General features: G+C 38.9%; 25 protein-coding genes and 1 tRNA gene. 19 read left to right on the forward strand and 7 right to left on the reverse strand.

Annotation, left to right across the window (positions count from 1 at the left end; translation table 11 throughout):
• Positions 1-50 precede the first annotated feature (50 nt).
• The 6 genes from C6N34_RS11615 to C6N34_RS11640 all read left to right on the forward strand — a co-directional run bounded on the left by C6N34_RS11615 (position 51) and on the right by C6N34_RS11640 (position 5,817).
• Positions 51-1,049: an ABC transporter ATP-binding protein gene (locus tag C6N34_RS11615; protein WP_115538749.1), complete on the forward strand. Its 999-nt coding sequence runs from the start codon at positions 51-53 to the stop codon at positions 1,047-1,049.
• A 1-nt stretch (position 1,050) separates the two neighbouring features.
• A complete protein-coding gene (locus tag C6N34_RS11620) occupies positions 1,051-1,872 on the forward strand; it encodes an ABC transporter permease (protein ID WP_276613031.1) in 822 nt (273 codons plus the stop codon).
• A 46-nt stretch (positions 1,873-1,918) separates the two neighbouring features.
• Complete coding sequence (locus C6N34_RS11625; RefSeq protein ID WP_057177538.1) at positions 1,919-3,496, forward strand: GldG family protein; 1,578 nt, start codon at positions 1,919-1,921, stop codon at positions 3,494-3,496.
• 38 nt (positions 3,497-3,534) lie between these two features.
• The gene (locus tag C6N34_RS11630; RefSeq protein WP_236107015.1) at positions 3,535-4,182 is read left to right on the forward strand and encodes a DUF4340 domain-containing protein; all 648 of its coding nucleotides are present in this window, start codon (positions 3,535-3,537) and stop codon (positions 4,180-4,182) included.
• Between the two features lie 2 nt (positions 4,183-4,184).
• Positions 4,185-5,366: a GNAT family N-acetyltransferase gene (locus C6N34_RS11635; RefSeq protein ID WP_057177539.1), complete on the forward strand. Its 1,182-nt coding sequence runs from the start codon at positions 4,185-4,187 to the stop codon at positions 5,364-5,366.
• Positions 5,367-5,433: 67 nt separating this feature from the next.
• On the forward strand, positions 5,434-5,817 hold the full coding sequence (locus C6N34_RS11640) for a DUF4346 domain-containing protein (RefSeq protein ID WP_006278591.1): 384 nt from the start codon (positions 5,434-5,436) through the stop codon (positions 5,815-5,817).
• 20 nt (positions 5,818-5,837) lie between these two features.
• Here C6N34_RS11640 and psb32 read toward each other — a convergent pair whose 3' ends face one another.
• Entirely contained in the window at positions 5,838-6,569 is a 732-nt protein-coding gene (gene psb32, locus C6N34_RS11645; RefSeq protein ID WP_006275938.1) for a photosystem II repair protein Psb32, read from the reverse strand.
• A gap of 90 nt (positions 6,570-6,659) precedes the next feature.
• On the opposite strand from psb32, the gene holA reads away from it, so the two are divergent.
• A complete protein-coding gene (gene holA, locus C6N34_RS11650) occupies positions 6,660-7,685 on the forward strand; it encodes a DNA polymerase III subunit delta (RefSeq protein ID WP_057177540.1) in 1,026 nt (341 codons plus the stop codon).
• A gap of 101 nt (positions 7,686-7,786) precedes the next feature.
• Positions 7,787-8,206 (forward strand): DUF4168 domain-containing protein, encoded by a 420-nt coding sequence (locus C6N34_RS11655; RefSeq protein ID WP_006275936.1) that lies wholly within the window; start codon positions 7,787-7,789, stop codon positions 8,204-8,206.
• Positions 8,207-8,266: 60 nt separating this feature from the next.
• Here the strand turns inward: C6N34_RS11655 and C6N34_RS11660 are convergent, their stop codons facing one another.
• The gene (locus C6N34_RS11660; RefSeq protein WP_006275934.1) at positions 8,267-9,706 is read right to left on the reverse strand and encodes a glycoside hydrolase 100 family protein; all 1,440 of its coding nucleotides are present in this window, start codon (positions 9,704-9,706) and stop codon (positions 8,267-8,269) included.
• Positions 9,707-10,219: 513 nt separating this feature from the next.
• On the opposite strand from C6N34_RS11660, the gene trpS reads away from it, so the two are divergent.
• The gene (gene trpS, locus C6N34_RS11665; protein WP_057177598.1) at positions 10,220-11,227 is read left to right on the forward strand and encodes a tryptophan--tRNA ligase; all 1,008 of its coding nucleotides are present in this window, start codon (positions 10,220-10,222) and stop codon (positions 11,225-11,227) included.
• A 38-nt stretch (positions 11,228-11,265) separates the two neighbouring features.
• A complete protein-coding gene (locus C6N34_RS11670) occupies positions 11,266-12,186 on the forward strand; it encodes a methylenetetrahydrofolate reductase (RefSeq protein WP_115538747.1) in 921 nt (306 codons plus the stop codon).
• A gap of 4 nt (positions 12,187-12,190) precedes the next feature.
• Here C6N34_RS11670 and C6N34_RS11675 read toward each other — a convergent pair whose 3' ends face one another.
• A complete protein-coding gene (locus tag C6N34_RS11675; protein ID WP_040008047.1) occupies positions 12,191-12,841 on the reverse strand; it encodes a hypothetical protein in 651 nt (216 codons plus the stop codon).
• Positions 12,760-13,302, reverse strand: coding sequence for a pantetheine-phosphate adenylyltransferase (gene coaD / locus C6N34_RS11680; protein WP_006275930.1), 543 nt, complete (start codon positions 13,300-13,302; stop codon positions 12,760-12,762). The genes C6N34_RS11675 and coaD overlap by 82 nt, the downstream gene beginning before the upstream one ends.
• Before the next feature lie 178 nt (positions 13,303-13,480).
• On the opposite strand from coaD, the gene lgt reads away from it, so the two are divergent.
• From lgt to C6N34_RS11705, 5 genes are all read left to right on the forward strand, one after another.
• Positions 13,481-14,350: a prolipoprotein diacylglyceryl transferase gene (lgt, locus tag C6N34_RS11685; protein WP_006275929.1), complete on the forward strand. Its 870-nt coding sequence runs from the start codon at positions 13,481-13,483 to the stop codon at positions 14,348-14,350.
• Positions 14,351-14,461: 111 nt separating this feature from the next.
• Positions 14,462-15,274, forward strand: coding sequence for a precorrin-4 C(11)-methyltransferase (gene cobM / locus C6N34_RS11690; protein WP_071242507.1), 813 nt, complete (start codon positions 14,462-14,464; stop codon positions 15,272-15,274).
• A gap of 7 nt (positions 15,275-15,281) precedes the next feature.
• On the forward strand, positions 15,282-15,704 hold the full coding sequence (locus C6N34_RS11695; protein ID WP_236107017.1) for a protein kinase domain-containing protein: 423 nt from the start codon (positions 15,282-15,284) through the stop codon (positions 15,702-15,704).
• Between the two features lie 27 nt (positions 15,705-15,731).
• On the forward strand, positions 15,732-16,424 hold the full coding sequence (locus C6N34_RS11700; protein ID WP_141302948.1) for an IS1 family transposase: 693 nt from the start codon (positions 15,732-15,734) through the stop codon (positions 16,422-16,424).
• Positions 16,425-16,490: 66 nt separating this feature from the next.
• Positions 16,491-20,030 carry an ATP-binding protein gene (locus C6N34_RS11705; RefSeq protein ID WP_236107020.1) on the forward strand — a complete coding sequence of 1,180 codons (3,540 nt, stop codon included), beginning with the start codon at positions 16,491-16,493 and terminating at the stop codon, positions 20,028-20,030.
• A gap of 110 nt (positions 20,031-20,140) precedes the next feature.
• Here the strand turns inward: C6N34_RS11705 and C6N34_RS11710 are convergent, their stop codons facing one another.
• Positions 20,141-20,641, reverse strand: a complete 501-nt coding sequence (locus C6N34_RS11710; RefSeq protein WP_006275926.1) for a hypothetical protein — start codon at positions 20,639-20,641, stop codon at positions 20,141-20,143.
• A 118-nt stretch (positions 20,642-20,759) separates the two neighbouring features.
• On the opposite strand from C6N34_RS11710, the gene C6N34_RS11715 reads away from it, so the two are divergent.
• Together C6N34_RS11715 and C6N34_RS11720 are read left to right on the forward strand one after the other, a co-directional pair.
• Positions 20,760-21,713 (forward strand): asparaginase, encoded by a 954-nt coding sequence (locus C6N34_RS11715; protein ID WP_006275925.1) that lies wholly within the window; start codon positions 20,760-20,762, stop codon positions 21,711-21,713.
• Between the two features lie 52 nt (positions 21,714-21,765).
• A tRNA-Met gene (locus tag C6N34_RS11720) sits at positions 21,766-21,839 on the forward strand.
• 46 nt (positions 21,840-21,885) lie between these two features.
• Here C6N34_RS11720 and C6N34_RS11725 read toward each other — a convergent pair.
• Positions 21,886-22,896 carry a bifunctional riboflavin kinase/FAD synthetase gene (locus tag C6N34_RS11725; RefSeq protein ID WP_006275924.1) on the reverse strand — a complete coding sequence of 337 codons (1,011 nt, stop codon included), beginning with the start codon at positions 22,894-22,896 and terminating at the stop codon, positions 21,886-21,888.
• A 107-nt stretch (positions 22,897-23,003) separates the two neighbouring features.
• On the opposite strand from C6N34_RS11725, the gene C6N34_RS11730 reads away from it, so the two are divergent.
• Both C6N34_RS11730 and hemB read left to right on the forward strand, forming a co-directional pair.
• The gene (locus C6N34_RS11730; RefSeq protein WP_006275923.1) at positions 23,004-23,372 is read left to right on the forward strand and encodes a DUF4870 domain-containing protein; all 369 of its coding nucleotides are present in this window, start codon (positions 23,004-23,006) and stop codon (positions 23,370-23,372) included.
• A gap of 201 nt (positions 23,373-23,573) precedes the next feature.
• Positions 23,574-24,551, forward strand: coding sequence for a porphobilinogen synthase (hemB, locus tag C6N34_RS11735; protein ID WP_057177600.1), 978 nt, complete (start codon positions 23,574-23,576; stop codon positions 24,549-24,551).
• Positions 24,552-24,574: 23 nt separating this feature from the next.
• On the opposite strand, the gene C6N34_RS11740 is transcribed toward hemB, so the two are convergent.
• Positions 24,575-25,957, reverse strand: coding sequence for a hemolysin family protein (locus C6N34_RS11740; protein ID WP_057177544.1), 1,383 nt, complete (start codon positions 25,955-25,957; stop codon positions 24,575-24,577).
• Positions 25,958-25,971 lie beyond the last annotated feature (14 nt).

Below are 25,971 nucleotides of genomic sequence, written 5' to 3' on the forward strand. Positions count from 1 at the left end.
TAATAGAGTAGAAAAATTATGCCGTCTTCAACCTTGTCAGTATACAATTCATGATAGAAGTTGATCACCTGAGTAAAATATATGGTTCTACCCTTGCAATCACAGATGTCACCTTCAAAGTAGAACCCGGTGAAATTCTGGGATTTTTGGGTCCTAATGGTGCAGGTAAAACCACAACCATGAGGATTTTGGCCGGTTATCTCCCCCCTAGTAAGGGAACGGTTAAAATTGCTGGATATGATGTCCAGGATAATTCCCTAGCAGTACGCCAAAAAATCGGTTATTTGCCAGAGACACCTCCCTTATACCCCGAAATGACTGTGGAAGGTTTTTTGTACTTCGTGGCTCAAATTAAAGGTATTCCAGCAGGCGATCGCCCGACAAAAGTGAAAGCTGCCATGGCCAGGTGCAATATTACAGAAAAGCGTCAAGTAATTATTCGTAAGCTTTCCAAGGGATTTCGTCAAAGAGTGGGAATAGCCCAGGCCATTGTTCACGATCCCCCGGCTATTATTCTGGATGAACCCACGGTGGGATTAGATCCCAGACAAATTATCGAAGTGCGAAACCTGATTAAAAGTTTAGCGGGTACACACACCATTATTCTTTCCACTCACATTCTCCCGGAAGTAAGTATGACCTGTAACCGAGTAGCCATTATTAACCGTGGTCAAATCGTGGCTACTAACAGTCCAGAAAACCTGATGACAAAGTTAACACAAGGTTCTGGTTATGAGCTGACTATTTCTGGGGAAGTTGACCTGGCTAAACAAGTTTTACAAAATATACCGGGGGTAAGTTTAGTAGAATCCATGCCTAACTTGAGTACATGTCAGAATCCTGTTCTGCGTGTTTTATCAGAACCAGGATCGAATTTGGGAAATTATATAGCATCTGCATTAATTCACGGTGGATTTGAGTTACACGAAATGCGTCGAATTGGTGCTAGTCTAGAAGATGTATTTTTGAGACTCACTACTGAAGAAAAAATCTTATCTCAGTTTGTAGAAGCGAAAGACCTAGCACAAACCTCAGGAGACAACATTTAATATGGGTAATATAGCTATCATAATTCCTAATATAATTGCCATTTATCGACGAGAATTACAAAGTTATTTTGTATCACCATTAGCTTATGGAATAGCGGGAATATTTTGGTTTATTGCCAGTGTATTTTTCATACTTATACTATTAGGTCCAGGAGGGATTTTACCTACAGTTGCCATGTATGATTTACAAGGACAACAATTTGGAGTACCCATTCCTCCTATAGACGTACCATACGAGTTTATTAGGGCATTCTTAGATCGGATAAGTTGGTTATTATTATTTGTGTTACCTATTCTTTCCATGGGACTTTACGCAGAAGAAAGGAAATTAGGAACCTTAGAATTGTTAGCCACCTCACCAATTACTAATTGGGCGGTAGCTCTAGGTAAACTGTTGGGAGTTTTAACCTTTTTCATCAGTATGATCTTACCAATAATAGGACTACAGATCATAGTCATTAGCGAATCAAGTCCATCCATATCTTTGGTCATTCCTTTAATTAGCAATCTAGGACTAATACTCCTAGCTGCGTCAATTTTATCCTTGGGAATGTTCATTTCCTCCTTAACAAGTAGCACTGTTTTAGCAGCAATCTTGACCTTTGTAGTGGTTATCCTAATCTTATTAATAGAGTCCCTATCACAAGCATTACCAGGCTTACTAGGACAAATTCTCAGTTATCTATCCCTGTTAAAACACTACAACACCTTAATCAAGGGAATTTTAGATAGCAGTAGCTTCATACTATTTGCCAGCTATATTATTCTGGGAATTTTTCTGACTGCTCAATCAATAGATGCTCTGCGTTTTCAACGCCAATAGTCACCTTAGTAAGAGTCACAATCATCGGAGATTTACATAACTAAAAATGAGACAAGTACTTAAAATCAACTTCATCAAACCACTGATTGTATTCGGATTCTTATTAGGACCATTCTTTTTGGCTCTGGGGTTAACGATTGGCACTACATCCCAATGGACTATTCTCCCTCTAGGGTTTATTACTGCTGGGGTGGTAATTTGTCTTTTTTGGGTACTGGTGCAAGCTCACAAAAGTCAGTTTTGGCAACAACGTTCTACCCAGTCAAACACCAATGCTGTAATTGCCATATTAGCTGTCCTAACAATTCTAGGATTAATCAATTTTTTAGGTAATCGCTATCACATTCGGTTAGACCTAACAGAAACCCAGTTATTTACCCTAGCGCCCCAATCTCAAGAAATACTGCGCACCTTACCTGAACCAGCCAAACTTTGGTTATTCACTAGGGAAAAAAATCCAGAGGATCAAGAATTACTAAAAAGGTATGGTCAACAAAATCCCCAATTTAGCTTTGAATATGTTGATCCTCAAACGAGACCAGGTTTGGCAGAAAAATTTGGAGTCAATGATTTTGGTAAAGTGTATCTTGAATATAATAATAAACATCAGTTGGTACAAAATGTGAATGAAAATGAACGTCTATCAGAAGTCAAGTTAACCAGTCAACTACAAAAGATTATCAGCAACGATTCTCCTAAAGTTTACCTTTTACAAGGTCACGGTGAATTAGAAATTGCCAACTCTAAAAATCCTGAGAATTCCATATCCCAAGCTATTCAAGGATTAACAGATAATAATTTTACCCCTCTAGCTCTAAGCTTAACCCAACAAACTACAGTCCCTGCAGACGCTGGGGTTGTGGTAATTGCCAGTCCCAAACGGGAATTATTGCCAGGTGAAATTACAGCTTTGGAAAACTATCTGAATATTGGTGGCAATCTTATGCTCATGATTGACCCAAATCATGACCCAAAACTTGATACTTTACTAAAAAGTTGGGGTGTGCAATTAGACAACCGATTGGCTATTGATATCACTGGAGGAAATTTAGGACTAGGACCTGCTTCTCCTTTGATTACCGAATATGGACAACACCCCATCACCCAGGATTTTCGCAACGGTATTTCTTTTTATCCTATCGCACGTCCTATTCTTGTAGAACCTACTCCTGGTATCCAGTCTACCCCTCTACTCAGAACTAAAGCATATCCTGATAGTTGGGCTGAAAGTGATCAAGAAAACGAAAAGCTGGAGTTTAACGAAGGTAAGGATTTAAAGGGTCCTTTAACATTAGGTGTAGCATTAACTAAGAAGTTAGCATCTCCCATGCAGGAAAATTCCCCAGCTAAGACTCGAGAATCTCGATTGGTTATTTTTGGCAATTCACAGTTTGCTAGGGATGGGTTATTTCAGCAACAATTGAATGGAGATGTATTTCTCAATTCAGTTAGTTGGTTGAGTCAAAAAGAGGAACAACCTTTGTCCATTCGACCCAAGGAACAAACAAACCGTCGGATTATTATGTCGAATATGAAAGCCAATTTGCTGGGTGTTTCCTCTCTACTAATTTTACCTCTCATTGGGTTTTTGAGCAGTGTTGTTATATGGTGGTTCAGAAGATAATTGATAATTGTTTATTTTTCTTACCTTTTTGGAGCAAAATGAAGCACACGACTTTAGTTTTAGTAATTTTAGCCCTAGCTTTAGGTGGTTTTGTCTACTTTGATGAAATGAAACGCAAGAGTCAATTAGAACAAGTTGCACAAAATACCCAAAAACAAATAAATCAACCTAACAATTCTCAAGAATCTAATCAACGGGAAAAAAAGCAAATTTTTTCTTTTAATACCGGTGATATTCAGTCAATAACCATTAAAACCCAAGACTATACATTGGATTTAGAACAGAGGAGCAAATCCGAACCGCCAAATTGGTTAGTGAAACTACCTCCATCCACTACGCCCAAGCCAGCACAAAAAGCCATAGTTTCCTATTTGACAGATTTATTGACTAAGGGTAAAACTGAAAATATCATCCCCGTCCCAGTTAGCCGATTAAGTGAGTTTGGACTAGATAAACCTTTTGCGGTTATTGATATTAAACTTCAAAGTCAAGAAAAGCATCAACTCGTTCTTGGTAAACCTAACTTTAATAATACTTTATTATATGCAAAAGTTAATTATACTGATAGCAATAGTCAAAGTATAGAGGTTTTGTTGGTATCTAAGGATTTTGCAAATGCGGTAAATAGACAATTATCTGAGTGGGAGGAACCTACCTTGTCATCCTCCGATAATCTCCCAAACTAACCATGGTAAAACAAGTGAAATCTAACTATTCTGTACAATGGAGTGATCACATTAGCCAAATTCCTCAAACTGCTTGGGATGCTTTAGCAATACCCCTAAAAACCCCCTTTTTGGAATGGTGCTGGTTACATAATATGGAAAGTTCCCATAGCGTCACTGCTAACACTGGCTGGTTACCAAACCATTTAACGTTATGGCGTGATAATGTATTAATCGGTGCAGCTCCTCTTTATATTAAAGGGCATAGTCAAGGAGAATTTGTTTTTGATCATCAGTGGGCAGATTTAGCTTATCGTATAGGTGTGGACTACTACCCAAAGTTATTGGGAATGTCACCCCTTACTCCTGCTGAAGGTTATCGCTTTCTAATTGCTCCTGGAGAGGATGAGGAAGAAATCACAGCGGTTATGGTTCGCGAAATTGATGATTTTTGTGTTAGGCACAATATTTCTGGCTGTCATTTTTTATATGTTGACCCCCAATGGCAATTAGTGCTAGAAAAACAGGGTTTTACCCCCTGGTTACACCATAGCTATATTTGGCAAAATGACGGTTTTGCCAGTTTTGAGGATTATTTAAAAATCTTTAATGCTAACCAAAGGAGGAATATTAAAAGAGAACGTAAAGCGGTGGAAACAGCGGGGTTAAAACTCCAAGCTGTCACAGGTGAGGAGATTCCTCAGTCTTTATTTCCATTAATGTACGAATTTTACTCTGATACCTGTGATAAGTTCGGTTGGTGGGGTAGTAAGTATCTAACTAAAAGGTTTTTTGAAAGTCTATATCTTAATTATCGCCATCGGGTAGTATTTTTTGCCGCCCATAATCAGCAATCCACAAGCCAACCTTTAGGAATGTCTTTTTGTTTATTTAAAGACGACAGGTTATATGGACGTTACTGGGGAAGTTTTCAAGAAATAGATTGTCTCCACTTTGATGCTTGTTATTATACACCCATCGAGTGGGCTATATCCCGTAAAATCCAAATTTTCGATCCGGGTGCAGGTGGTAGACACAAGCAACGGCGAGGTTTTCCAGCTACTCCCAATCACAGTTTGCACCGCTTTTATCATAACCACTTGGGTCAACTTTTACGCCGTTATATTTCCCAGGCAAATAATCATGAAGCACAACAGATAACAGCTATGAACGCAGATCTACCTTTCAATCCTAATCCCTGTTAAAAACAATCGACAAAAAATTACCTTGTATCTGTAAGATAAGAAAATATGGACATATTTTTCTACAATCATGGATTTAATAATTGACGATTTAACTGCTATTGACGATAAACTTTCCCAACGTCACATTGACCTTGACCCTCATGGTTACTTTATAATATATATAGATGCCAATGAGCGTTTAATTCATGCTAAACACTTTACTAATTTTATTGATGAACGTGGTTTAGCTGTGGACCCAGAAACCGGTAAGGTCATTCCTGCACGAGGTAAGGTGGAAAGAAATCACACAACTGTTTTCAGTGGTCGTACTGCCAAAGAATTGTGTGTGAAAATCTTTGAACAAACCGAACCTTGTCCTGTTAGCTTCCTAAACCATGCAGCCTACTTGGGACGGGAATTTGTCCGAGCTGAGGTGGCTTTAGTTACCGGAAAGGAGTACGTGCAGGATTAAGTATTTGTCGGGGAGTGGTCTTAACCTTCCTTGGATGGTTGATTGATTTGGTATATGTAATAGGTGGCCATGGGAATAACCGTCGCTGCAATTAACAGTCCTACTACCCACGCAGTAGAATTGCTCTTGTTCTTATTAGTCTGCTCTGCTGTGGCAAATGTCCCTTCTACCTGGATGCTTTCTTTCTCCTCCGGTGGACCAGGATCAGGTTCACCAGAAAGCACTGCTACCAGGCGATCGCGCACATTAAGCAATCCTTGGTTGTATTTATTGCCAGAACGCAATTCTATTCCCAGGGTTTTTTCCGTAACACTGGTAGCTATTTCATCGGTCAAGAGAGTTTTCACCTGTTCTCCACTCACGATGGTGGCCCCATTTGTTAAGGTATCAACCACTAGAATGGATTGATTTGCCTGGGTTTCAGGTGTGGGAAACCATTTGGTGAATAAGGCCTGAGCAAAGCTCTGTGGTGTTTCTCCGTAGTCGAACCGATGAATAGTTACTATTCGCACTTCCTTACCGGTTTTTCGAGACAGGTCTTGAAAAGCACTAGTAATTTGCCCCTCGTTAAAGCGACTAATTACATCTCCCTCGTCTACTATCCAAGTATTGGGGGTCAGATCAGGTATTTGATACACCCCCGTAGCACCAGCTGGGGTGGTGGGGACAGATACGATCATCAATAATACTGATAGTATCAAGATAGTGATGTATTGAGGGGTGCTGAATAATTGTTTAAGTAGCTGTTTCATAATGAATCCCAAGATGAATTCCACAATACCATTAGAATCACAATACTATAGAAGTGTCTCTAATACTCTGATTTCACACTCTATTCAACCATGCCAATCTATATTTATTGGGGTGAAGATGATTTTGCTATAGAAAAAGCAGTTACCTTACTGCGCGATCGCATTCTTGACCCTTTATGGACTAGTTTCAATTATACTACTTTTCTCCCTGACCAGGGTGATTCTGTAATTCAGGCCCTGAATCAAGTTATGACACCCAGTTTTGGAGCTGGTGGGAGGTTAGTTTGGTTAATCAACTCCAACTTGTGTCAAAATTGTCCGGAGAATATATTCTCGGAACTAAAACGCACCTTACCCGTCATACCAGAAAGTTCCTTTTTGTTGGTGACTAGTCCCAACAAACCCGATGAACGTCTCAAGTCCACAAAACTACTCAAACAATTTGCTGATTTCCGCGAGTTTTCCCTCATCCCACCCTGGAAAACTGAATTACTAGTCCAAGCTGTGAATCAAGCTGCTCAGGATATTGGCATCAAACTAACACCACAAGTTGCTGAAACTTTGGCGGAATCTATTGGTAATGATAGCCGACTTCTCTACACAGAAATAGAAAAATTGCGTCTTTATTTAGCCAGTAGTAATATTCCACTCACTAGTACAATTGTAACCCAACTAGTCAGAAATACCACTCACAACACCCTCCAATTAGCTGCGGCCATTAAAGCAGGTGATTCAGCCAAAGCATTAGGCATTTTAGCAGATTTAATTGGCGCTGCTGAACCAGGACTAAGAATAGTTGCTACCCTCACGGGTCAATTCCGTACTTGGCTATGGGTAAAAATGATGATGGAATCGGGAGAGCGCAATCCCCAGGCGATCGCCCAGGGTGCGGAGGTAAGCAATCCTAAACGGATTTACTTCTTACAGCAAGAAGTCAAGTCTCTATCTGTAGAACAGCTAGTTTTTTCCTTACCTCTACTGTTGGAATTAGAAGTTAGTCTCAAGCAAGGAGCTTCTGAAATCCTTACCCTTCAAACTAAAGTAATTGAACTTTGTCAACTATATCAGAAATCCGGAACTTTTCAACCTGAGAATAAATCAAATCTACTAACATAAATATGACTGTATATTTTAAACCAAGAGGTAATGATAATCCCAAAGCCTCTATTTTACGTGCCATGGTCACAACAATTTTGTACTAGTTATCAACTCTTATTATGCTATCTAAGCTGTCAAAATTTCCCCTATTGTCAATTTTCACTGCTGCTAGTCTAATCTTTACTTTTCCACTAAATGCCAACGGTCAAAACCCGGCTATCACCAGTAGCGAAATCACTAACTATGCCCAAACAGTAATGATTATGGAACCTAAACGTCAGCAAGCCTTTAAAGAGATTAAAACTCTAATTAATACCAGAGCCATCCCCACAATTATTTGTAACGATGCAAACAGTATCAAGTTCCTACCCATAAGTGCCCAGAAAATAGCTATCAACTATTGTAATGAATATGAAGAAACAGTATCCCAACATAGTCTCACCGTTGACAGATTTAATCAAATCACAGCAGAAATTAATAATAATAGTGTTTTAAAAGAAAGAGTACAAAAATTAATTATGGAGAAAATGGGACTATAGTTGACTTTTCCCCGCTCTAAAGAGACGGGGATTCATTAGAACCTTATCCTTGTCTTGTATCTATGTGGAAAATTCCAACTTACAAGCCTTAAAAGCTCCTTGGGGAGGCAATTTCTCAAAACTAACCAAGGACAAACAATCAGGATTTTCTATCATTTCCTGAGACAATAAATATCCCGCAATAGTCCAAGTTTGGTACTTTCGCGCTTGTTTGCCAATTAATCTACCCTTTTTACCATCATAATACTCTGGCCACTGATCCTCACTTAGTCTGGATTGGGCAATTTCTATCGCCTCTTGGGCCATACTCACTCTTCCTGTTTTCACCGCTGCTGCAGCTAACATCCACATTAAAACCGGCCAATTTCCAGCATTGTGATAAGACCAAGGTATATTTTTAGGGTCACATCCTGTTACCACTCTGTACTCTTCATTTTCCAAAGCAGGGAAGCAAATCTTAATTGGCATATCCCCTACCAAATCTTCCCATCTTTTTTCAATTAAATTCATAACCGCTTGTGCTTGTGTTTTTGTGGCTAAGTCACAAATCACTGCCATTAAATTACCCAGGGTAAAAAACCGGGTATCCAATTGAGAAGGTCCCACATTACCCGCAAAGTAACCCCCCTTTCTTGGTAACCATTTATCTAAATTATAATAGGGTAGGGAATCAGCATATATATTGAAAAGGTTTACCGCAGTTTTTCCGTACTCTTCACTCTTGAAGCGATAAATGTCACTGAGGCGATTAATATCTATCCAATAGTGTTCCCGAATATGTCCACCCAACAATGGTAATCTGTGGTCTATTGCTTCTACTATATCCTCGTTACCTTCACAAACCAACAACTCCCTTGCTGCACGTAATGCAGCAAAAAACAACACTTGTATTTCCAGTGGATGTCCGTAAATACCCATGCGCCTATCTATCATACAAGCACCATCTGGTACTAATATAGTAGGGTACATATCAAAGCGATTTGCTAAACAAATATCCATAATTAATCGAATACCTGTTTGGAAATCGGGTCGGTAGGCTAAATCATAATCATTCGTACTTACCACATAAGCCCGTAATAAGATTAACCACCAAAAACAAGAGTCTACTGGGGTCACCCTAGCTATGGCGTGTTCTCCAAAATCAGCCTCTAAATGCTCTTCACCATGGTTAGTGACAACTTTAAAGCTGGCTGGAATTAATCCTCTACCTGGTTTGTAGGGATTCAAGTCCTTTTGTTTAGGCTGTAACTTTAATGTGGCCTCTAGAAAATTTTTAACAATGTCCGTTCTTCCCTTAATCAAAAATACCAATGCTGAAGAAACAAAATCTCTGACGAAACACTGATCATAGTTTAAAGCTTCTACAGACTGGTCAACAGCTGCTAATGTGCCTACTGGTTGTTTCTGATAGTAAAGAATTGACTGTTCTAAGGAATGCCATGCTTCTGCTTCTATATTTGCCTTCACATTAGCATTTGTGCGTGACTCATTCACTTGCATGGTTAGAATAACTCCAAGATGGGAAATTTTTGCCGAAACTACCTGAGATCTTCCTTACTATTTCCAGGTCAATGATTTTGTCCATGGTAAACAGCACCGTCGACACAAAATGTCAAGAAAAAGCATTTATAACTCTTACACGCTAAATAAATATCAAAACTAATTCCAGCACTCTTAATCACCCCTCTCGGCAAATACGCAGAAAATAAGTAAGTTAATTTACACTGAACTTTAAGTAATTAGGAGACTTAGTACCTTGGCTATCTTAATAAATTTGGAATTATTTTCCTGTAACTTATCTCCTATAATTGAATAATCTATGATCTTTGACCTAAAAATGCAATATAGGTCACCCAAAACTTAGCATGTTAAATTTGCAGAAACTACATAATTTAAGATACATGTGAATTGAATTTAGCGCGACTTGTCGATTCAACTCCCCCCAACTTTAGTTGCGGGAGGCTAAAAAACAACGGTAGAATGGTAGTTGGCAAAAAAAAATCACCAACAATTATGGGTAAGCAACGCGTTTTGTCTGGAGTTCAACCAACTGGTAACTTACACTTAGGGAACTATTTAGGTGCTATTCGCAACTGGGTAGAGATGCAAGACCAGTATGATAATTTCTTTTGCGTGGTAGATTTACATGCTATCACTGTACCACATAACCCTGCCACTTTAGCAGCTGATACCTACACTATTGCAGCTTTATACTTAGCTTGTGGTATTGATTTACAGCACTCACATATTTTTGTACAGTCCCATGTACCTGCCCATAGTGAACTTTGTTGGTTACTAAACTGTATTACTCCTTTGAACTGGCTACAGGATATGATCCAGTTTAAGGAGAAGGCGGTTAAACAGGGAGAAAATGTTGGCACAGGTTTATTGATTTATCCGGTTTTAATGGCTGCTGATATTTTGCTGTATCAAGCAGATAAGGTACCAGTAGGTGAAGATCAAAAGCAACATTTAGAACTAGCCAGAGATATTGTTAATAGGTTTAATTACTTGTTTGCCCAAGAGAATCCCGTATTGAAGTTGCCTGCTCCTTTAATTAGGAAAGAGGGCGCCAGGGTAATGAGTTTAGCTGATGGTACTAAGAAAATGTCTAAGTCTGACCCTTCTGAATTGAGCAGAATTAATGTTTTGGATCCACCAGATCAAATTGCCAATAAAATTAAACGGTGTAAAACCGATCCAGTTCGGGGTTTGAGTTTTGATGACCCAGCACGTCCTGAATGTAATAATTTATTGACCTTGTATATGCTATTATCTGGCAAAACTAAGGAAGCAGTAGCTGGGGAGTGTGCTGATATGGGATGGGGTAAGTTTAAACCTTTACTTACAGAAACAACTATTAACGCTCTAGAACCAATTCAAAACAAGTACAAAGAGATAAGAACAGAAAAGGGTTACTTAGAGTCTGTACTTAAAGCAGGTAGGGAAAAAGCTCAAGCTATAGCCAGTCAAACTTTAGCGGATGTTAAGAGGGCTTTGGGCTATACAGCACCATTATAAGCCTGAAAATAAAACCTTTCAAGTATAAAACTTTTACCATGCAGGAAAATCACACCACTATCCATACTAGCAATTCTCTCACTAGCTTCCGTGAAGCGGTACAAGCAGGAGAATTTTTAATCACTGCAGAAGTTGCACCCCCAAAGGGAGGGGACATCAGCCATACTATTGCCATGTCAGCGACTCTTAAGGGGAGAGTTCATGCTGTTAATATTACTGATGGTAGTCGTGCTGTTTTGGGTATGTCACCTTTGGCAGTATGCGCCATTTTATGCCAACATGGAATTGAACCAATCTGTCAGTTAGCTTGTCGCGATCGCAATAGAATTGGACTGCAAGCTGACTTGATGGGGGCCCATGCTCTGGGTATTAGGAATATTTTAGCTTTGACGGGTGATCCAGTCAAAGCTGGTGATCATCCGGATGCTAGAGCTGTTTTTGACCTGGAATCTGTCCGGTTATTACAATTAATTACTAATATGAACCAAGGACTAGATTTTAATCATAGGACCTTAGTTGATGGAGGTTTGGATTTGTTTGCTGGAGCAGCAGTGGATCCTCAATCTAAAAGTTGGTCTGGGTTACAGAGTAGATTTGAAAGGAAAGTGCAAGCAGGGGCACAATTTTTTCAAAGTCAGCTAATTACTGATTTTGAAAAATTAGAGAAGTTTATGGATAAAATTGCTTCTAGTTATAATAAACCCGTGTTAGCAGGTATTTTTCTGTTAAAATCAGCGAAAAATGCTCAGTTTATTAATAAGATGGTTCCTGGCGTTAATATACCCGACCATATTATCCAGCGCCTAGCCAAAGCCAAATATCCTTTGGAAGAAGGTATGAAAATTGCCTCAGAACAGGTAAGAATGGCAAAAGATTTGTGTCAGGGTGTACATATTATGGCAGTTAAAAAAGAAGAAGCGATCGCACCGATTTTAGACCTAGCTGGTGTTAGCAGGTAGTTACTTATTCCTTTGGACTACTCTGTTTTCGGTTTTCCCCTCCTAGTTGTAGTCTTCCATTAGTGACAATTCGCAACATTTCTTGTAGATCCTCCTCGATATTTTGCAACACCCGATCTGCATATTCATCCGCGCCATTTTCGATTTCCCTAGCATGGGCGATCGCATTTTGGCGTGTCTCTTCCATTTCGTGGTCACAATCGCGTCGTTTACGTTCAATTTCTGCCAGAGTGTCTTGCATTATGGCATCACACTCCTGTTGTGCTTCACGACGGAGTTGAACAGTTTCCCGTTCTACTTGGCGAATAATATCGTTATCAGCCAAGATTTGAGACCTTTTGACTTGTGCTGCTTCTATAACCTGTTGTGCATATTCTTCCGCTGACAATATAATCTCCTCCTTTTCTTGGAGAATTTCCGCTGCTTCCTGAAATACAGAGGGTAAAGAAACCCGAATAAAATCTAACTGCTCTAGGAACTTATCCTCATCAATAAGGGTACGACTGATAAAGGGTATTTGCATCCCAGAGAGGATAATATCTTCCAGACGGTTAAGCTCCTGGAGAATGTCTACTACTCTCTGGGGGTGGGAATATTCGGGAACTGGGAGATCCTGGTCATTGGGTTTTCGGATAGAGGGATTTGGCTGTAGCATTGGTATATATCCATAGCAATGTGCGGGGGAACAAGATGGTCGACAGATCCACCGAACCTGGCAATTTCTTTCACCACACTACTACTTAAAAAGCTATGCTCATTAGAGGTGGCGAGAAAAACAGTTTCGACCTGAGTTGAAAGGGTTTTATTAGTATGGGCCATTTGTAACTCTATCTCAAAATCAGAAACAGCTCGCAAACCACGTAATAAAACCCCCGCTTGTCGCATTTGGGCATAGTTAACCGTTAATCCATCAAAACTATCCACCTCTACGCTGGGTAAATGGCTAGTAGCTGAACTAATCTGCTTCAGACGCTGCTCCACAGTAAACAATGGAGTTTTGTTAGGATTGCGCAGAACAGCAACAATGACCCGACTAAATAGCCGAGTAGCTCGTTCAATAAGATCAAGGTGTCCCAAGGTAATAGGGTCAAAGCTGCCAGGATAAATAGCAATCATGTTGAATAGAAATTAGAAAGATTTCAGGTTCGCGTACACTGTTTAATACCCTTAGAGGAACAGGCTTTTTAAGTGAATGATGGAATTTATTGATTAATATGTCGTGATATTGTACATTAGTTACATAAATTTTGCAATTGTTTCCTGTGAAGTAGAAACATATTGTTTGGTAACTTGCATGGTAGTAGATTTCTCCGCCTTACTGTTAGGGTTCGAGTTCACCTCCCCAGGTCCCGTAGTACCTGGATTAGAATTTGGACCATTTGTTATTCGTTGGTATGGATTGCTAATTGCATCAGCCGTATTAATTGGCGTTAGTCTTGCCCAGCATCTGGCCAAACGTCGTCATTTACATCCCGATATCATCAGTGATTTATCCGTTTGGCTGGTAGTGGGAGCTATTCCAGCTGCGAGATTATATTATGTCCTATTTCAATGGTCAGAATATTCCCGTTCTCCCGGGAGAATCCTAGCCATTTGGCAAGGTGGTATAGCCATTCATGGAGCCATTCTTGGCGGTATTATAGCCGCTTTAATCTTTGCCAGACTTAAAAGAATATCTTTTTGGCAATTGGCAGATTTAGTCGCGCCTTCTCTGATTTTAGGTCAAGCTATTGGACGTTGGGGGAATTTCTTTAATTCTGAAGCTTTTGGTGATCCTACAGATTTGCCTTGGAAACTATATATTCCACCAGAACATCGTCCTCCTGCTTTGGTAAATTTTGAGTATTTCCACCCCACCTTTTTATATGAATCCCTGTGGAATTTGATGGTATTTGCTCTATTACTAACTTTATTTTTTCGGAGTTTATCTGGCAAACCAGAATTAAAAACCGGAACCTTATTTTTGGTTTACTGGGTAGCCTATAGTATAGGAAGATTTGCTATTGAAGGTTTACGTACGGATAGTCTCATGTTAGGTTCTCTAAGAATTGCCCAATTGGTTAGCTTAACGGGAATAGTAGTGGGTTTAGCCGGTTTAGTCTGGCTTTATGTATACAAACGCTCCCTACCTGATGTAGTATCTCCTAGTTATAACCACCAATAAAAAATGCCCCAGAGTGTTCTCCAGGGCTTAACCAGGGTGCATCTACCATATCTTTCTACCACTCGCAAGCGGTGAATCCGGAAAACCATGGCGGAAATATTGAGAAATTTCATGGGAAAATTGGCAGAAGTTTCCTATTTTGGATGCAACATGATTAACTCCTTAAAACCAGCAGTGTATATTGTGGGTGCAGGACCTGGAGACCCAGATTTATTGACAGTGAAAGCACAAAGGCTATTAGCTGCTGCTGATTTGGTACTTTTCGCTGACTCTTTGGTTCCCCAACAGATCCTGGATATTTGTCGTCCAGATGCACAAGTTATCGGTACCGCCACCAAAACTTTAGAGGAGATTGTAGGCACAATTATAGCAGCAGTTCAATCTAATAAGTTTGTTGTACGTCTTCACTCAGGAGATGTTAGTTTATATAGTGCTATTCACGAACAAATTGAATTACTTAACGCTTCGAATATACCTTTTGAAATAGTACCTGGAGTTAGTGCCTTTCAAGCTGCTGCGGCAAAATTAAAAGTAGAGTTGACAGTTCCTGATTTGGTGCAAAGTATTATTCTCACTCGGGTGAGTGGAAGAACAAAAGTACCAGATCAGGAACAATTGGCCAGTTTAGCAGCACATCAAGCTAGTCTGTGTTTATATTTGAGTGCACGTCATGTAGCTAGTGCCCAAAACCAACTTTTACAACATTATCCTCCACAAACTCCCGTAGCTATTTGTTTTCGCGTAGGATGGCCCGACGAAAAGATCTTTATTGTCCCCCTAGAGAAAATGGCAGAGTCCACCGATGAACAAAAACTGCTGCGCACCACTTTGTATATAATCAGCCCCGCACTGTCTACCGTAAGTGGGCGATCGCATCTATATGATGCCAAATATAATCATTTATTTCGTGTTTCTACACAATAGATTTCCAATGGAAAAGAGTCATATCCAACTTCCAGGCTATAAAATACTTGAGGTAATTCACGTTAGCAGCAGAACCAGTGTATATCGAGGTGAACAAGAAACAACTAAAAGATCGGTAATTATAAAAACTGCTAACGCCCAATATCCCCCATTAAATGAATTGATAGCCTTAAAAAATCAATTTGCCATTACTCAAAAAATTGACCATCCCCATATTATTAAATCCTATACTTTAGAACCTTATGGTAATAGTTACGCCCTAATTGGTGAGGATATAGGTGGTATATCAGTTTACAACTATGCCCAATCTCAACCACTGGCACTAAATATGTTTTTAAAAATTGCCATTGCAGTGGTGAAAGCACTGGAGTATTTGTATAATTACAAAATTATCCATAAAGATATTAAACCAAAAAACGGCGTTGCATAATAGAGGTATGAATTGAGGTAATCTACTGTGCATTGTCCAAACTGCGGGTCTTCCAAAATCAGAAAGAATGGCAAACGTCGAGGTAAACAAAATCACATTTGTGTTGATTGTGGTCGTCAATTTATCGATGTCTATAGTCCACCTAAAGGCTATTCAGAAGAAGTTAAACAAAGTTGCCTGCGCTCTTATGTTAACGGTATGGGATTTAGAGCAATTGAACGCGATAAAGGCGTTCATCATACAACTATTATTTACTGGCTAAAACAAATTGGTTCCATACTTCCAGATGCTCCACCAGTTGAGGAAACACCCTTGGTAGGTGAGCTTGATGAGTTGGAGACCTTTGTGGGATCAAAAAAAAACAAAATATGGTTGTGGACAGCAGTAAATCACTTCCGTAAAAATATCCTGGCTTGGGTTGTGGGAGACCACAGCTCACAAGCATTTCAACCTTTGTGGGACATCGTTAAACTCTGGCAATGCTTTTTTTATGTTACTGATGGGTGGAGGGTTTATCCGAGTTTTATTCAGCCAGAGGATCATATTGTGAGCAAAACATATATGACTAGGGTAGAGGGTGAAAATACACGTTTACGTCACTACTTAGCGCGACTACATAGAAAAACGCTATGCTATTCAAAATCTGTAGATATGCTTAGGTATTCAATTAAATTATTACTTCACTATTTAAAGTATGAAGTAATACCCGCGTTTAGTTGATTCATCCCGCAAATATGCAACGCCTTAGCAACACAAATCCACAAATTACCCGTTGCTACACAGGAAGTGCTAAAGATCGCTGCTTGCATTGGTAATGAGTTTGATTTATTAACCCTAGCCATTACTTGTGAGAAGTCCCAGCTGGAAATAGCATCCAACTTGCAGAATGCTTTGACCGCAGAACTGATTATTCCTCAAGACGAAAAACACAATTTATTATATCCTGAAACCTATCAAAATGATTACATCAAAAAATACAAATTCTTCCATGATCGAGTACAGCAAGCAGCCTATTTATTAATTCCAGATAACGAGAAAGAATCAACCCATTGGCATCTTGGTCAATTAATTTATGAATACTCTAAAAATAGAGATAAAAAGGAACTAGAAGAAAAAATATTTATTATAGCTAATCAATTAAATGTGGCCAGAACAATAATTGACACAGCAAGGGAAGTAGAAAAATATCAATTGGCTGAACTGAACTTAATAGCAGGTCATAAAGCCAAACTATCAACAGCGTACGAAGCTGCTATTAATTACTTAAGATTTGCCTTAGAAATTTTACCAGCAAATAGCTGGGAAACTCATTATTATCTAACTTTAAACTTGTACTTAGAAGCAGTAGAAGTAGAATTTCTCAACATCAATTTTGACCGGGCAGAAATCTATATTGAATTGGTCCAACAAAAGGCAGTTACCCTCCTTGATCAAGTACCTGTATATGAGATACAAATTCAAATATATATGGCAAAAGTCCAAATAAAATTGGCAATTGAAACAGGTATACATATTATCAATATGTTGGGAATTCAATTGGTAGAAGAATCACCTAAAATTCTCAAGAATCAGAATCAAAACTATGTGGATGAACTAATTAATTTACCTGTCATGACTGCACCTGATAAAATAGCAGCCATGCGAATACTAGGAAATATTACCACCGCTACCTATTGTTTTGACCTAAAACTATTTGACAGAATAGTTTTTACGATGATCCATTTATCATTACAATATGGTAATTGTTCAACTTCTGCTTCTGGTTATGCCCATTATGGTCTGTTATTATGTAGAGTTGCTGGCAATATTGACAATGGATACCGTTATGGTCAATTGGCATTGAATTTAGCCAACAGGTTTAATACTCAGGAAGTTAAATGTGTGGTTCTCTTAACTTGTAACTCAAACATTAATTTCTGGAAAAATCACTTACAACAAACCATAACTAGTTTATCAGAATGCATGAATTATGGCATGGAAACTGGCGATTTAGAGCATGTCGGTTACGCATCTGCTATCTATAATCAAAATAAATTTTTAATTGGTGAAAATTTAACCTTTCTTTTACAGGAATTGGAAACCCATATAAATTTAATGTATAGATTTAAACAACAGGGCGCAGTTCTAGTACATTTAATTTGGAAGCAATTAGTTTTAGAGTTGTTAAATTATGATCCCAGTTCTGGTTCTTTTCATAATTCATTTGATAATACTGAATTGTTATCAATCTTAATCCAATCCAAAGCTTCTACTCTAATATTCACATTCTACTTGGCTAAAACTATATTTTTCTACCTATTCCATAACCATCAAAAATCTTTAGAAGCTGTTCTTCAAATGACTGAACATTTGAACTACGTCTTCACTCAGATTGGTTGTAGCCAATATAATTTTTATTATTCTTTGGTTCTGTTGGGTGAATGCTCCCAAAAATCACATGCAAATCAAGAAAATTTAGAAAAATATCTAGGAACGGTTAAAGTCAATCAAGAATCTATGGCAATATGGGCCAGTCAATGTCCAGAAAATTATCAACATAAGTATGATCTAATAGCAGCAGAAATGGCAAGAGTTCTCAGCAATTATTGGCAAGCAGGTGAACTTTATGACCAGGCTATTATGGGTGCTAGAAAAAATAGATACATTCAGGAAGAAGCTCTGGCAAATGAGTTGGCTGCTAGATTCTATCTTAGTTGTGGTAGGAACAAAATTGCTCAAACTTACTTAATTGATGCTTATTATTGTTATGTGAATTGGGGAGCTAAATCAAAAGTAATCGATCTGGAAATATCTTATCCTGAATTACTTGCTCCTGTCCTCAAACCCAGAACAATAATTGCAGAAGAAACGAATTTTATGACTAAAATTATGGATAGCAACAAAAATGTATCAGCTATTCTAGATTTGGAAACAGTTACAAAAGCATCCTTAGCCATTTCATCAGAAATAAAAATAGATAAATTGCTGGGTACTCTATTGAATGTAATTATTGAAAATACAGGAGCAAAAAAAGCCACGTTAATTCTTAAAAAAGACTCCAACTTGTTTACTGTAGTACAAGAAAATCAAAATACCGGTTGGGAACTTATACCAATTAAGGATAGTCAGGATATCCCAATCAATATAATCAATTATGTCAACAACACTCAAAATGAGATACTTATTGATAGTAATAGTATAGATAAAAAATTTGCTATAGATCCTTATATTATCAAATATCAGCCCAAGTCTATACTGTGTAATCCTATATTAAAGCATGGACAACTTATGGGTATAATTTATCTGGAAAATCGCTTGACTACAGGTGCATTTACTCCCGACAGACTGAAAGTTTTAAAACTACTATCTTCCCAAGCAGCTATTTCTTTAGAGAATGCTGAACTATATGAAAGGTTGGAAGAAAAAGTCGCCATTAGAACTAAGGAGTTAAATGATAATAATCTCCATCTGGAAAAAACTTTACAGGAGTTAAAATCTACCCAAATGCAGTTGATTCACACGGAAAAAATGTCCAGTCTAGGGCAAATGGTAGCTAGTATCGCTCATGAAATCAACAATCCTGTCAATTTTATATATGCTAATGTTGATCACGCCATTGACTACATTCAATACCTACTAGATTTACTCAATATCTATCAACAAGAATATCCCACTCCCCACCAGATAATTGTAGAAAAAATTAAGTCTATAAATGTTGATTTTTTAGTAGCTGATTTACCAAAGGTATTAAATTCTATGTCCGTAGGTGCGGAAAGAATTCGAGATTTAGTTGTGAGTTTACGTAATTTTTCTCGTGTCGATGAATCAGAAATTAAACCTTTAGATATTCACCAGAGTATTGACAGTACCTTAATCCTCTTACAACCTCAATTTAAGGAAAAGTTAGGATCTGCCAAAAATCTTATTGTCAAAAACTATAGCGATCTGCCGTTAATTACTTGTTATGCTTCTCAGTTAAATCAAGTATTTATGAATATAATTGGTAATGCAATTGATGCTGTATATGAACACCGACTAACTTTATCAGCAGCAGCAAAGGAGATTTTTACGGGAAAAATAATCATCTCCACATCAGTGATTAGTCGTGATTGGGTGAGAATTTGTGTTAAAGATAATGGCAAGGGGATGACTACCGAAATGAAAAACCGAATTTTTGAGCCCTTTTTCACGACCAAACCCGTGGGTGAAGGTACTGGTTTAGGATTATCTATTAGTTATCAAATTATAGTCAATCAACATCGGGGAAAAATTCATTGTCTATCCCAACCGGGAATGGGAACAGAATTTGTCATCCAAATCCCCACGGATTGTTCTCAATATGATTAGAATTCTATTGGAGCGTAAAAGCCCATGAAACTAAATACTATTCATGAGCAGGTAAGTGCGATTAAACTTGTTGCAATTATTTAAAGTTATCTAATTTTTCATAACTTCTATTAGTCTTCATCTTCCTCCTCATCTTCATATTCTTCATCAAAAATCTCATCTATTAACTCTTCAGCACGATCATCAGGAATCTTTAATGCTTCCTGTAGTGCAAGTAGATAGTCTTGGTCAGCTTCAGATAATTCTTCATCAATATCCATGATGAGTAGGGCCAGGACGTATGCGATTTCACAATAAATACCTTCATCCTCTAATTTTAACAGAGATGAAATAGCACTGGGGATGAGATCCTCAAGTCGGTTCTTGTTTTCATCAATATAGGAATCCACTGTAGATGATAAAGCATTAAATTCTTCTTCAGTGTATTCATCAAAAATTTGTAACCCATCAAACAGGTCAGGTATGGGGTAATCTTTAGTGTAAATAATACCTTCTTGCTCATTAGCAGCGGAAAAAAGTCCGAGGATGGAGATAGCTACCTCCGGTTTGAGGTCAAGAGGATTTTGACTGGTGCCCTTAACGAGCTGACTTTTAGACTGTGTTTTGGACATAGGGATCCTTGTCATTTAATCAATACTATCCTACCTTTATATTCCCCAATCCACTGGAAATCAGTGATATGATATTTTATTATCATGACCACCACAAGACCAATTACAAAATAGACCCATGACAATGGGAAAAAGAACACAGGCCAAAGATCTGGAAGTTAGACTACTGCGAGAAGGTATTATCGAATCTCGACACGTAGTGCAAGCTGCAGTTAGTGATGACAGAGGAAGGGTTTTATCTGTAGCTGGTAACGCTGAAACAGCCACATTTGCCCGTTCCGCATTGAAACCATTTCAAGCTCTAGCCGTGACCAGCACGGGCACCATAGAACGCTATGGTTTGAGCGATCGCGATCTAGCGATTATCACTAGTTCTCACCAAGGTAGCATTGAACAAGTCAGACAAGTATTTAATATTATCTGGCGGGTTGATCTAGAAACAACCATGTTACAATGCCCCATTCCTTCCGGTAAGCGCAGTCCACTGGAATATAATTGTTCTGGTAAACATGCGGGTATGTTAGCCGTTTGTCAGCAAAGGCACTGGCCTTTAAACAATTATTTAGACAAAAAACATCCTGTCCAACAGTTGATTCTAAGCAAAGTAGCGGAACTACTAAGAATGCCAGCGGCAGAATTTATAGGTGTTCGAGATGACTGTGGTGCACCGACATATCTCATGCAACTGGGTCAAATGGCTTTCTTATATGCTCTTTTGGGGTCTAGCAATAATCTAGATATGGAAAGGATTGTGCGAGCGATGAATCACCATCCAGTGATGGTAGCTGGAGAAGGAGAATTTGATACGGAAATAATGCGATTGGCTCCCGGAGAACTAATTAGTAAGTCTGGAGCTGAGGGAGTGCAGTGTATTAGCAGACTAGGGGAAGGAATGGGATTAACCATTAAAGTGGCTGATGGGAGCAAACGAGCTAAGTACGCAGCAGCTATTCATCTCCTACAACAAATGGGATGGATTAGTCCTAGCGTGGCCCAAAGTTTAGGAGATAAATTCATGAACCTCAGCAAATACAAACGTTTGGAGGTAATTGGAGAATTATCATTTTTATAGTTGACAAATTCTAGATTTGGAGTTATGTTAGATGGGTAAGGAAAAAAAGCAACGCGGGATAGAGCAGCCTGGTAGCTCGTCGGGCTCATAACCCGAAGGTCAGTGGTTCAAATCCACTTCCCGCCACTTGTATCAAAAAAAGCCCGTCTGGTAGTTCCGATGGGCTTTTTGACTAACTAGCGGCAAAAACATGCTTAGCAGTGACACAGTCTAGTTCAATTTGCTGCTTAAGAGCCTCCAGATTGGGAAACTTTTGTTCAGGACGTAGGAATTCTACTAGCTCCAGAACTAATTGTCTGCCATATAAGTCCCCCTCCCAGTCAAACAAATGTACTTCTACAGATAAAGAATAGCCATTAACTGTAGGGCGATTGCCAATATTCATCACCCCAAGGATGACCTGGGGACTGGTGTCTATTAAAGCCCTAACAGCATATACTCCTTGACGAGGTAAAAATTTATCCTGTGGTAGTTGCAGATTAGCTGTGGGAAAACCGATAGTTCTACCCAGTTTTTTTCCGGTGACTACTATACCAGATAGAGTATAAGGTCTTCCCAATAGACGGTTAGCCCTGGGGACATCACCTAGAGATAAAGATTCTCGGATTAGGGAAGTGCTAATACGATTCTCCTGACCATCTATTGTGTCATCATTTGCGGGTAAATTAATCATATCCATTTGAATAGGAACTATATTAACAGGTATATTATACAAACCAGCTAAAATTTGCAAATCCCTAGCAGTGCCAAGACGTTTTTGACCAAAACAAAAGTCTTCACCCACACTAATTTTCCGACATTGGAGTTGTTGCACCAAGATTTTTTCCACAAAATCCCGGGGTGAAAGAGCGGATAATTCCCTATCAAAGGGTAATAATACCAATTGGTCTATACCTAGTCCTTGTAGACATTCTATCTTTTCCACCAGTGGTGTTAACAGGGAGCGGGGTTGGCCGCTAAAAAATTCCTCAGGATGGGGATCAAAGGTCACAACAGTTGAGTGAATGGACTTTATATTGTCTATATTGTCTTGGGTGTGGGAATTTCGAACCGGTTCAATAACTCGTTGATGACCAAGATGAACACCATCAAACTTACCAAGAGCAACAGCAGTTGGTGTTAGTATCTGGTCTGTGGAAGCAGCAACCCAGATAGAAGACCTATTTTGAGTCAAATTTAGCACTTAGATTTACTTTGTGGTATTAAGGGGATGGTCGATATGGTCAAATCTATTCAATGTATGAAATAATAACTGTATGAGTGACCATAAGAGATAAGGACAAAGTTAAGATGTATACGGGCTTTGATCAAGACAAACGCAAAATACTCTCCGCCCTGTGCCACGGTGCCATTTTCTTTAGCACTACGGTGATATCTGTGGGTTTACCTGTTGCCATACTAATTATTTCCGATGACCCAGTTGTTAAAGACAATGCCAAGGAGTCCATAAATTTCCATTTTAACGTTTGGTTTTATGGGGCCATTTTAGCAGGTTTGTTTTTTCTGTTGGGTTGGTTAGTCCTACCCCTAATAATATTACTTCCTCTAGCGGGTGTGGGATATTTAATTCACTGGGCGCTGACAATTTTTGCCATTGTCAAGGTCCTGGCAAATCCAGACCTGGCCTTTAGCTATCCTTTTATCTTTCGAGTTTTTTAAAGGTCAACATTAATTTTTAGTAAATTATTTCCGAGAAAGTATCAATCCAGCTGTAGAATATAAAATTGCCCCATAGCTTGATTAGCAGTGAGGCAAACACAGTTAAGCACTGTTTTCATTTTGGCTGAAAGTCCCAGACCCGATTATGGTGTTTGTGACTGTTTGTTGTATGTCCACTTGTCTAAGATCAAATTAGGTTTTATGTTTCCCACCCATCGTCCCCGTCGTTTACGTACCCATCCTCAATTACGTCGGATGGTGCGTGAAACTGTCTTAACTACAAGCGATTTAATCTATCCTTTGTTTGCTGTTCCTGGTGAAAGTATCGCTAATGAGGTAAAATCCATGCCAGGGGTTTATCAACTCTCCATAGACAAAATTGTGGAAGAAGCAAAGGAAGTCTATGATTTAGGAATTCCAGCAATTATTTTATTTGGTATACCTGAAGACAAAGATATAGATGCTACTGGTGCGTGGCATGATTGTGGCATTGTGCAAAAGGCAACAACCGCAGTTAAACAGGCAATTCCAGATTTAATCGTGGTCACGGATACTTGTTTGTGTGAGTACACTAGTCATGGTCATTGTGGTTACTTACAAACAGGAGACTTAACGGGAAGAGTGTTAAATGATCCCACTTTAGAGTTGTTGAAAAAAACTGCAATTTCTCAAGCTCAAGCTGGTGCTGATATTATTGCTCCTTCTGGAATGATGGATGGTTTTGTCCAAGCTATTCGCGCTGGCTTAGATGAAGCAGGTTTTGAAAATATTCCCATCATGTCCTATGCTGCCAAGTATGCTTCTGCCTATTATGGTCCATTTAGAGATGCCGCAGACTCCACACCACAATTTGGTGACAGACGTACTTACCAAATGGATCCAGCTAATTCCCGGGAAGCTATCAAAGAAATAGAGTTGGATATTATTGAAGGTGCTGATATGCTGATGGTAAAACCTGCTTTGGCATACATGGATATTATTTGGCAGGTTAAAAAAGCTAGCAATTTACCCGTGGCAGCTTATAATGTATCCGGAGAGTATTCTATGGTAAAAGCAGCTGCTTTAAATGGCTGGATAGATGAGCAGCGAGTTGTAATGGAAACTCTAACAGGATTTAAACGTGCAGGTGCTGATATGATTCTAACCTATCATGCTAAAGAAGCAGCTAAATGGTTGTAGATAAGTATCTTGGTAGCTTGTATTTATAATCGGCTAGGTTCAGTGCTTTTTGGTGATTTGGTGGTGATTTCAATTTGGTGTAACCTAGGACCATTAACGGAAACCACAGTAAATTGTAGATTATTATAGACATAAATTTCTCCTTTACTGGGTATTCTCTGTAACTGATACAGTAAAAACCCACCTAGAGTTTGATATTCTCGTGCAAGCGGTAAGTCAATTTGTAGGAACCGATTGAGTTCTTCCAAATTTGTCTGTGCTTGTACTAGAAAACTTTGCCTTTCTAATCTTTGAATTGCTACCCCCTCATTTGCGGAAGAATTGCCCGCATGACCGATAATTTCCTCAATAACATCCCCAATGGTGATCATACCTGCTGTAGCACCAAACTCATCAACTACAATTACCATGGTTGATTTTTCCCGTTGCATCATTGATAATAATTCGCTCACCAGGGTTTGTTCTGGGACAAACCGAGGAGAACGCATCCAGGGGTAAATTTTTGTCTCTGGGTTCATTTTTCCCTGGGACAAGGGTGTGGCTAGGTCTTGAAAATAGATAATGCCACGAATATCATCTAAAGATTCACCAATCACGGGATAACGAGAATATCCACTAGATGTTATTTCCTCCAGAAGTTTTTGAAAACTAGCGTCTACTGATAGAGAGATAATATTTGTGCGGGGGATCATCACCGATTGGGTGGTGATTTCTCCAAATTCAAACACATTGTTTAAAAGTTCCCTTTCAGCTAATTCTAATCCAGTTGATTCTCGCTCCGTCGAAATAATTAATTGCAATTCTTCCGGTGTTACCGGAGGTCTCCAACTTTGACCTGTGTACTCAACACCAAATAATTTTAGTAAGTGACGGGTAGATTGGTTGAGAATCCAAATGACCGGACTAAAAAACCGAACTATAGCTTTAACCGAAGGGCCTAAAAGACGGGCAAATTTTTCCGAATACATCATCGCAACTGATTTGGGAAATAATTCTCCCAGAACAATCTGCAAGTAGGCAATCAGAAAAAAGGTCAGGGGAATTGATAAGGAATGAGCCACTACCACATTACTTAGATTCCCCAAATTGCCCGGTAAAGAAAGAGATTGTAGCCATGCTTCTATGAGGGGAACAATGCTACTTTCTCCAATCCAACCCAGAGCCAAGCTAGAAAGAGTAATACCTAATTGAGCGGTAGATAGCAACCTATCAATACTACGTTGTAACATTTCCACTGCGATCGCAGGTGCATCACCAGACTGAACCAGTTGATGAATGCGGGTTCGACGCACAGTTACCATAGCAAATTCTGCTGCTACAAAAAAGGCGTTAATTGTTATCAAAATTAGTATTGACAACAATTTTAATCCTATATCTGTCCAAATTAACTGGGGAAAAGTGATCACCTCTCAAGCTCGTG

This window comes from Cylindrospermopsis raciborskii Cr2010 (genome assembly GCF_003367075.2).
Lineage (GTDB): Bacteria > Cyanobacteriota > Cyanobacteriia > Cyanobacteriales > Nostocaceae > Raphidiopsis > Raphidiopsis raciborskii.

Coding starts and splice junctions, on each gene's coding strand:
- C6N34_RS11670 (WP_115538747.1), top strand. CDS start 11,266: ATGCAGGAAAATCACACCACTATCCATACTAGCAATTCTCTCACTAGC.
- cobM (WP_071242507.1), top strand. CDS start 14,462: ATGGGAAAATTGGCAGAAGTTTCCTATTTTGGATGCAACATGATTAAC.
- trpS (WP_057177598.1), top strand. CDS start 10,220: ATGGGTAAGCAACGCGTTTTGTCTGGAGTTCAACCAACTGGTAACTTA.
- C6N34_RS11640 (WP_006278591.1), top strand. CDS start 5,434: ATGGATTTAATAATTGACGATTTAACTGCTATTGACGATAAACTTTCC.
- C6N34_RS11625 (WP_057177538.1), top strand. CDS start 1,919: ATGAGACAAGTACTTAAAATCAACTTCATCAAACCACTGATTGTATTC.
- C6N34_RS11710 (WP_006275926.1), bottom strand. CDS start 20,641: ATGTCCAAAACACAGTCTAAAAGTCAGCTCGTTAAGGGCACCAGTCAA.
- C6N34_RS11655 (WP_006275936.1), top strand. CDS start 7,787: ATGCTATCTAAGCTGTCAAAATTTCCCCTATTGTCAATTTTCACTGCT.
- C6N34_RS11715 (WP_006275925.1), top strand. CDS start 20,760: ATGACAATGGGAAAAAGAACACAGGCCAAAGATCTGGAAGTTAGACTA.
- C6N34_RS11730 (WP_006275923.1), top strand. CDS start 23,004: ATGTATACGGGCTTTGATCAAGACAAACGCAAAATACTCTCCGCCCTG.
- holA (WP_057177540.1), top strand. CDS start 6,660: ATGCCAATCTATATTTATTGGGGTGAAGATGATTTTGCTATAGAAAAA.
- C6N34_RS11635 (WP_057177539.1), top strand. CDS start 4,185: ATGGTAAAACAAGTGAAATCTAACTATTCTGTACAATGGAGTGATCAC.
- C6N34_RS11660 (WP_006275934.1), bottom strand. CDS start 9,706: ATGCAAGTGAATGAGTCACGCACAAATGCTAATGTGAAGGCAAATATA.
- C6N34_RS11695 (WP_236107017.1), top strand. CDS start 15,282: ATGGAAAAGAGTCATATCCAACTTCCAGGCTATAAAATACTTGAGGTA.
- C6N34_RS11615 (WP_115538749.1), top strand. CDS start 51: ATGATAGAAGTTGATCACCTGAGTAAAATATATGGTTCTACCCTTGCA.
- C6N34_RS11675 (WP_040008047.1), bottom strand. CDS start 12,841: ATGCTACAGCCAAATCCCTCTATCCGAAAACCCAATGACCAGGATCTC.
- coaD (WP_006275930.1), bottom strand. CDS start 13,302: ATGATTGCTATTTATCCTGGCAGCTTTGACCCTATTACCTTGGGACAC.
- psb32 (WP_006275938.1), bottom strand. CDS start 6,569: ATGAAACAGCTACTTAAACAATTATTCAGCACCCCTCAATACATCACT.
- lgt (WP_006275929.1), top strand. CDS start 13,481: ATGGTAGTAGATTTCTCCGCCTTACTGTTAGGGTTCGAGTTCACCTCC.
- hemB (WP_057177600.1), top strand. CDS start 23,574: ATGTTTCCCACCCATCGTCCCCGTCGTTTACGTACCCATCCTCAATTA.
- C6N34_RS11620 (WP_276613031.1), top strand. CDS start 1,051: ATGGGTAATATAGCTATCATAATTCCTAATATAATTGCCATTTATCGA.
- C6N34_RS11630 (WP_236107015.1), top strand. CDS start 3,535: ATGAAGCACACGACTTTAGTTTTAGTAATTTTAGCCCTAGCTTTAGGT.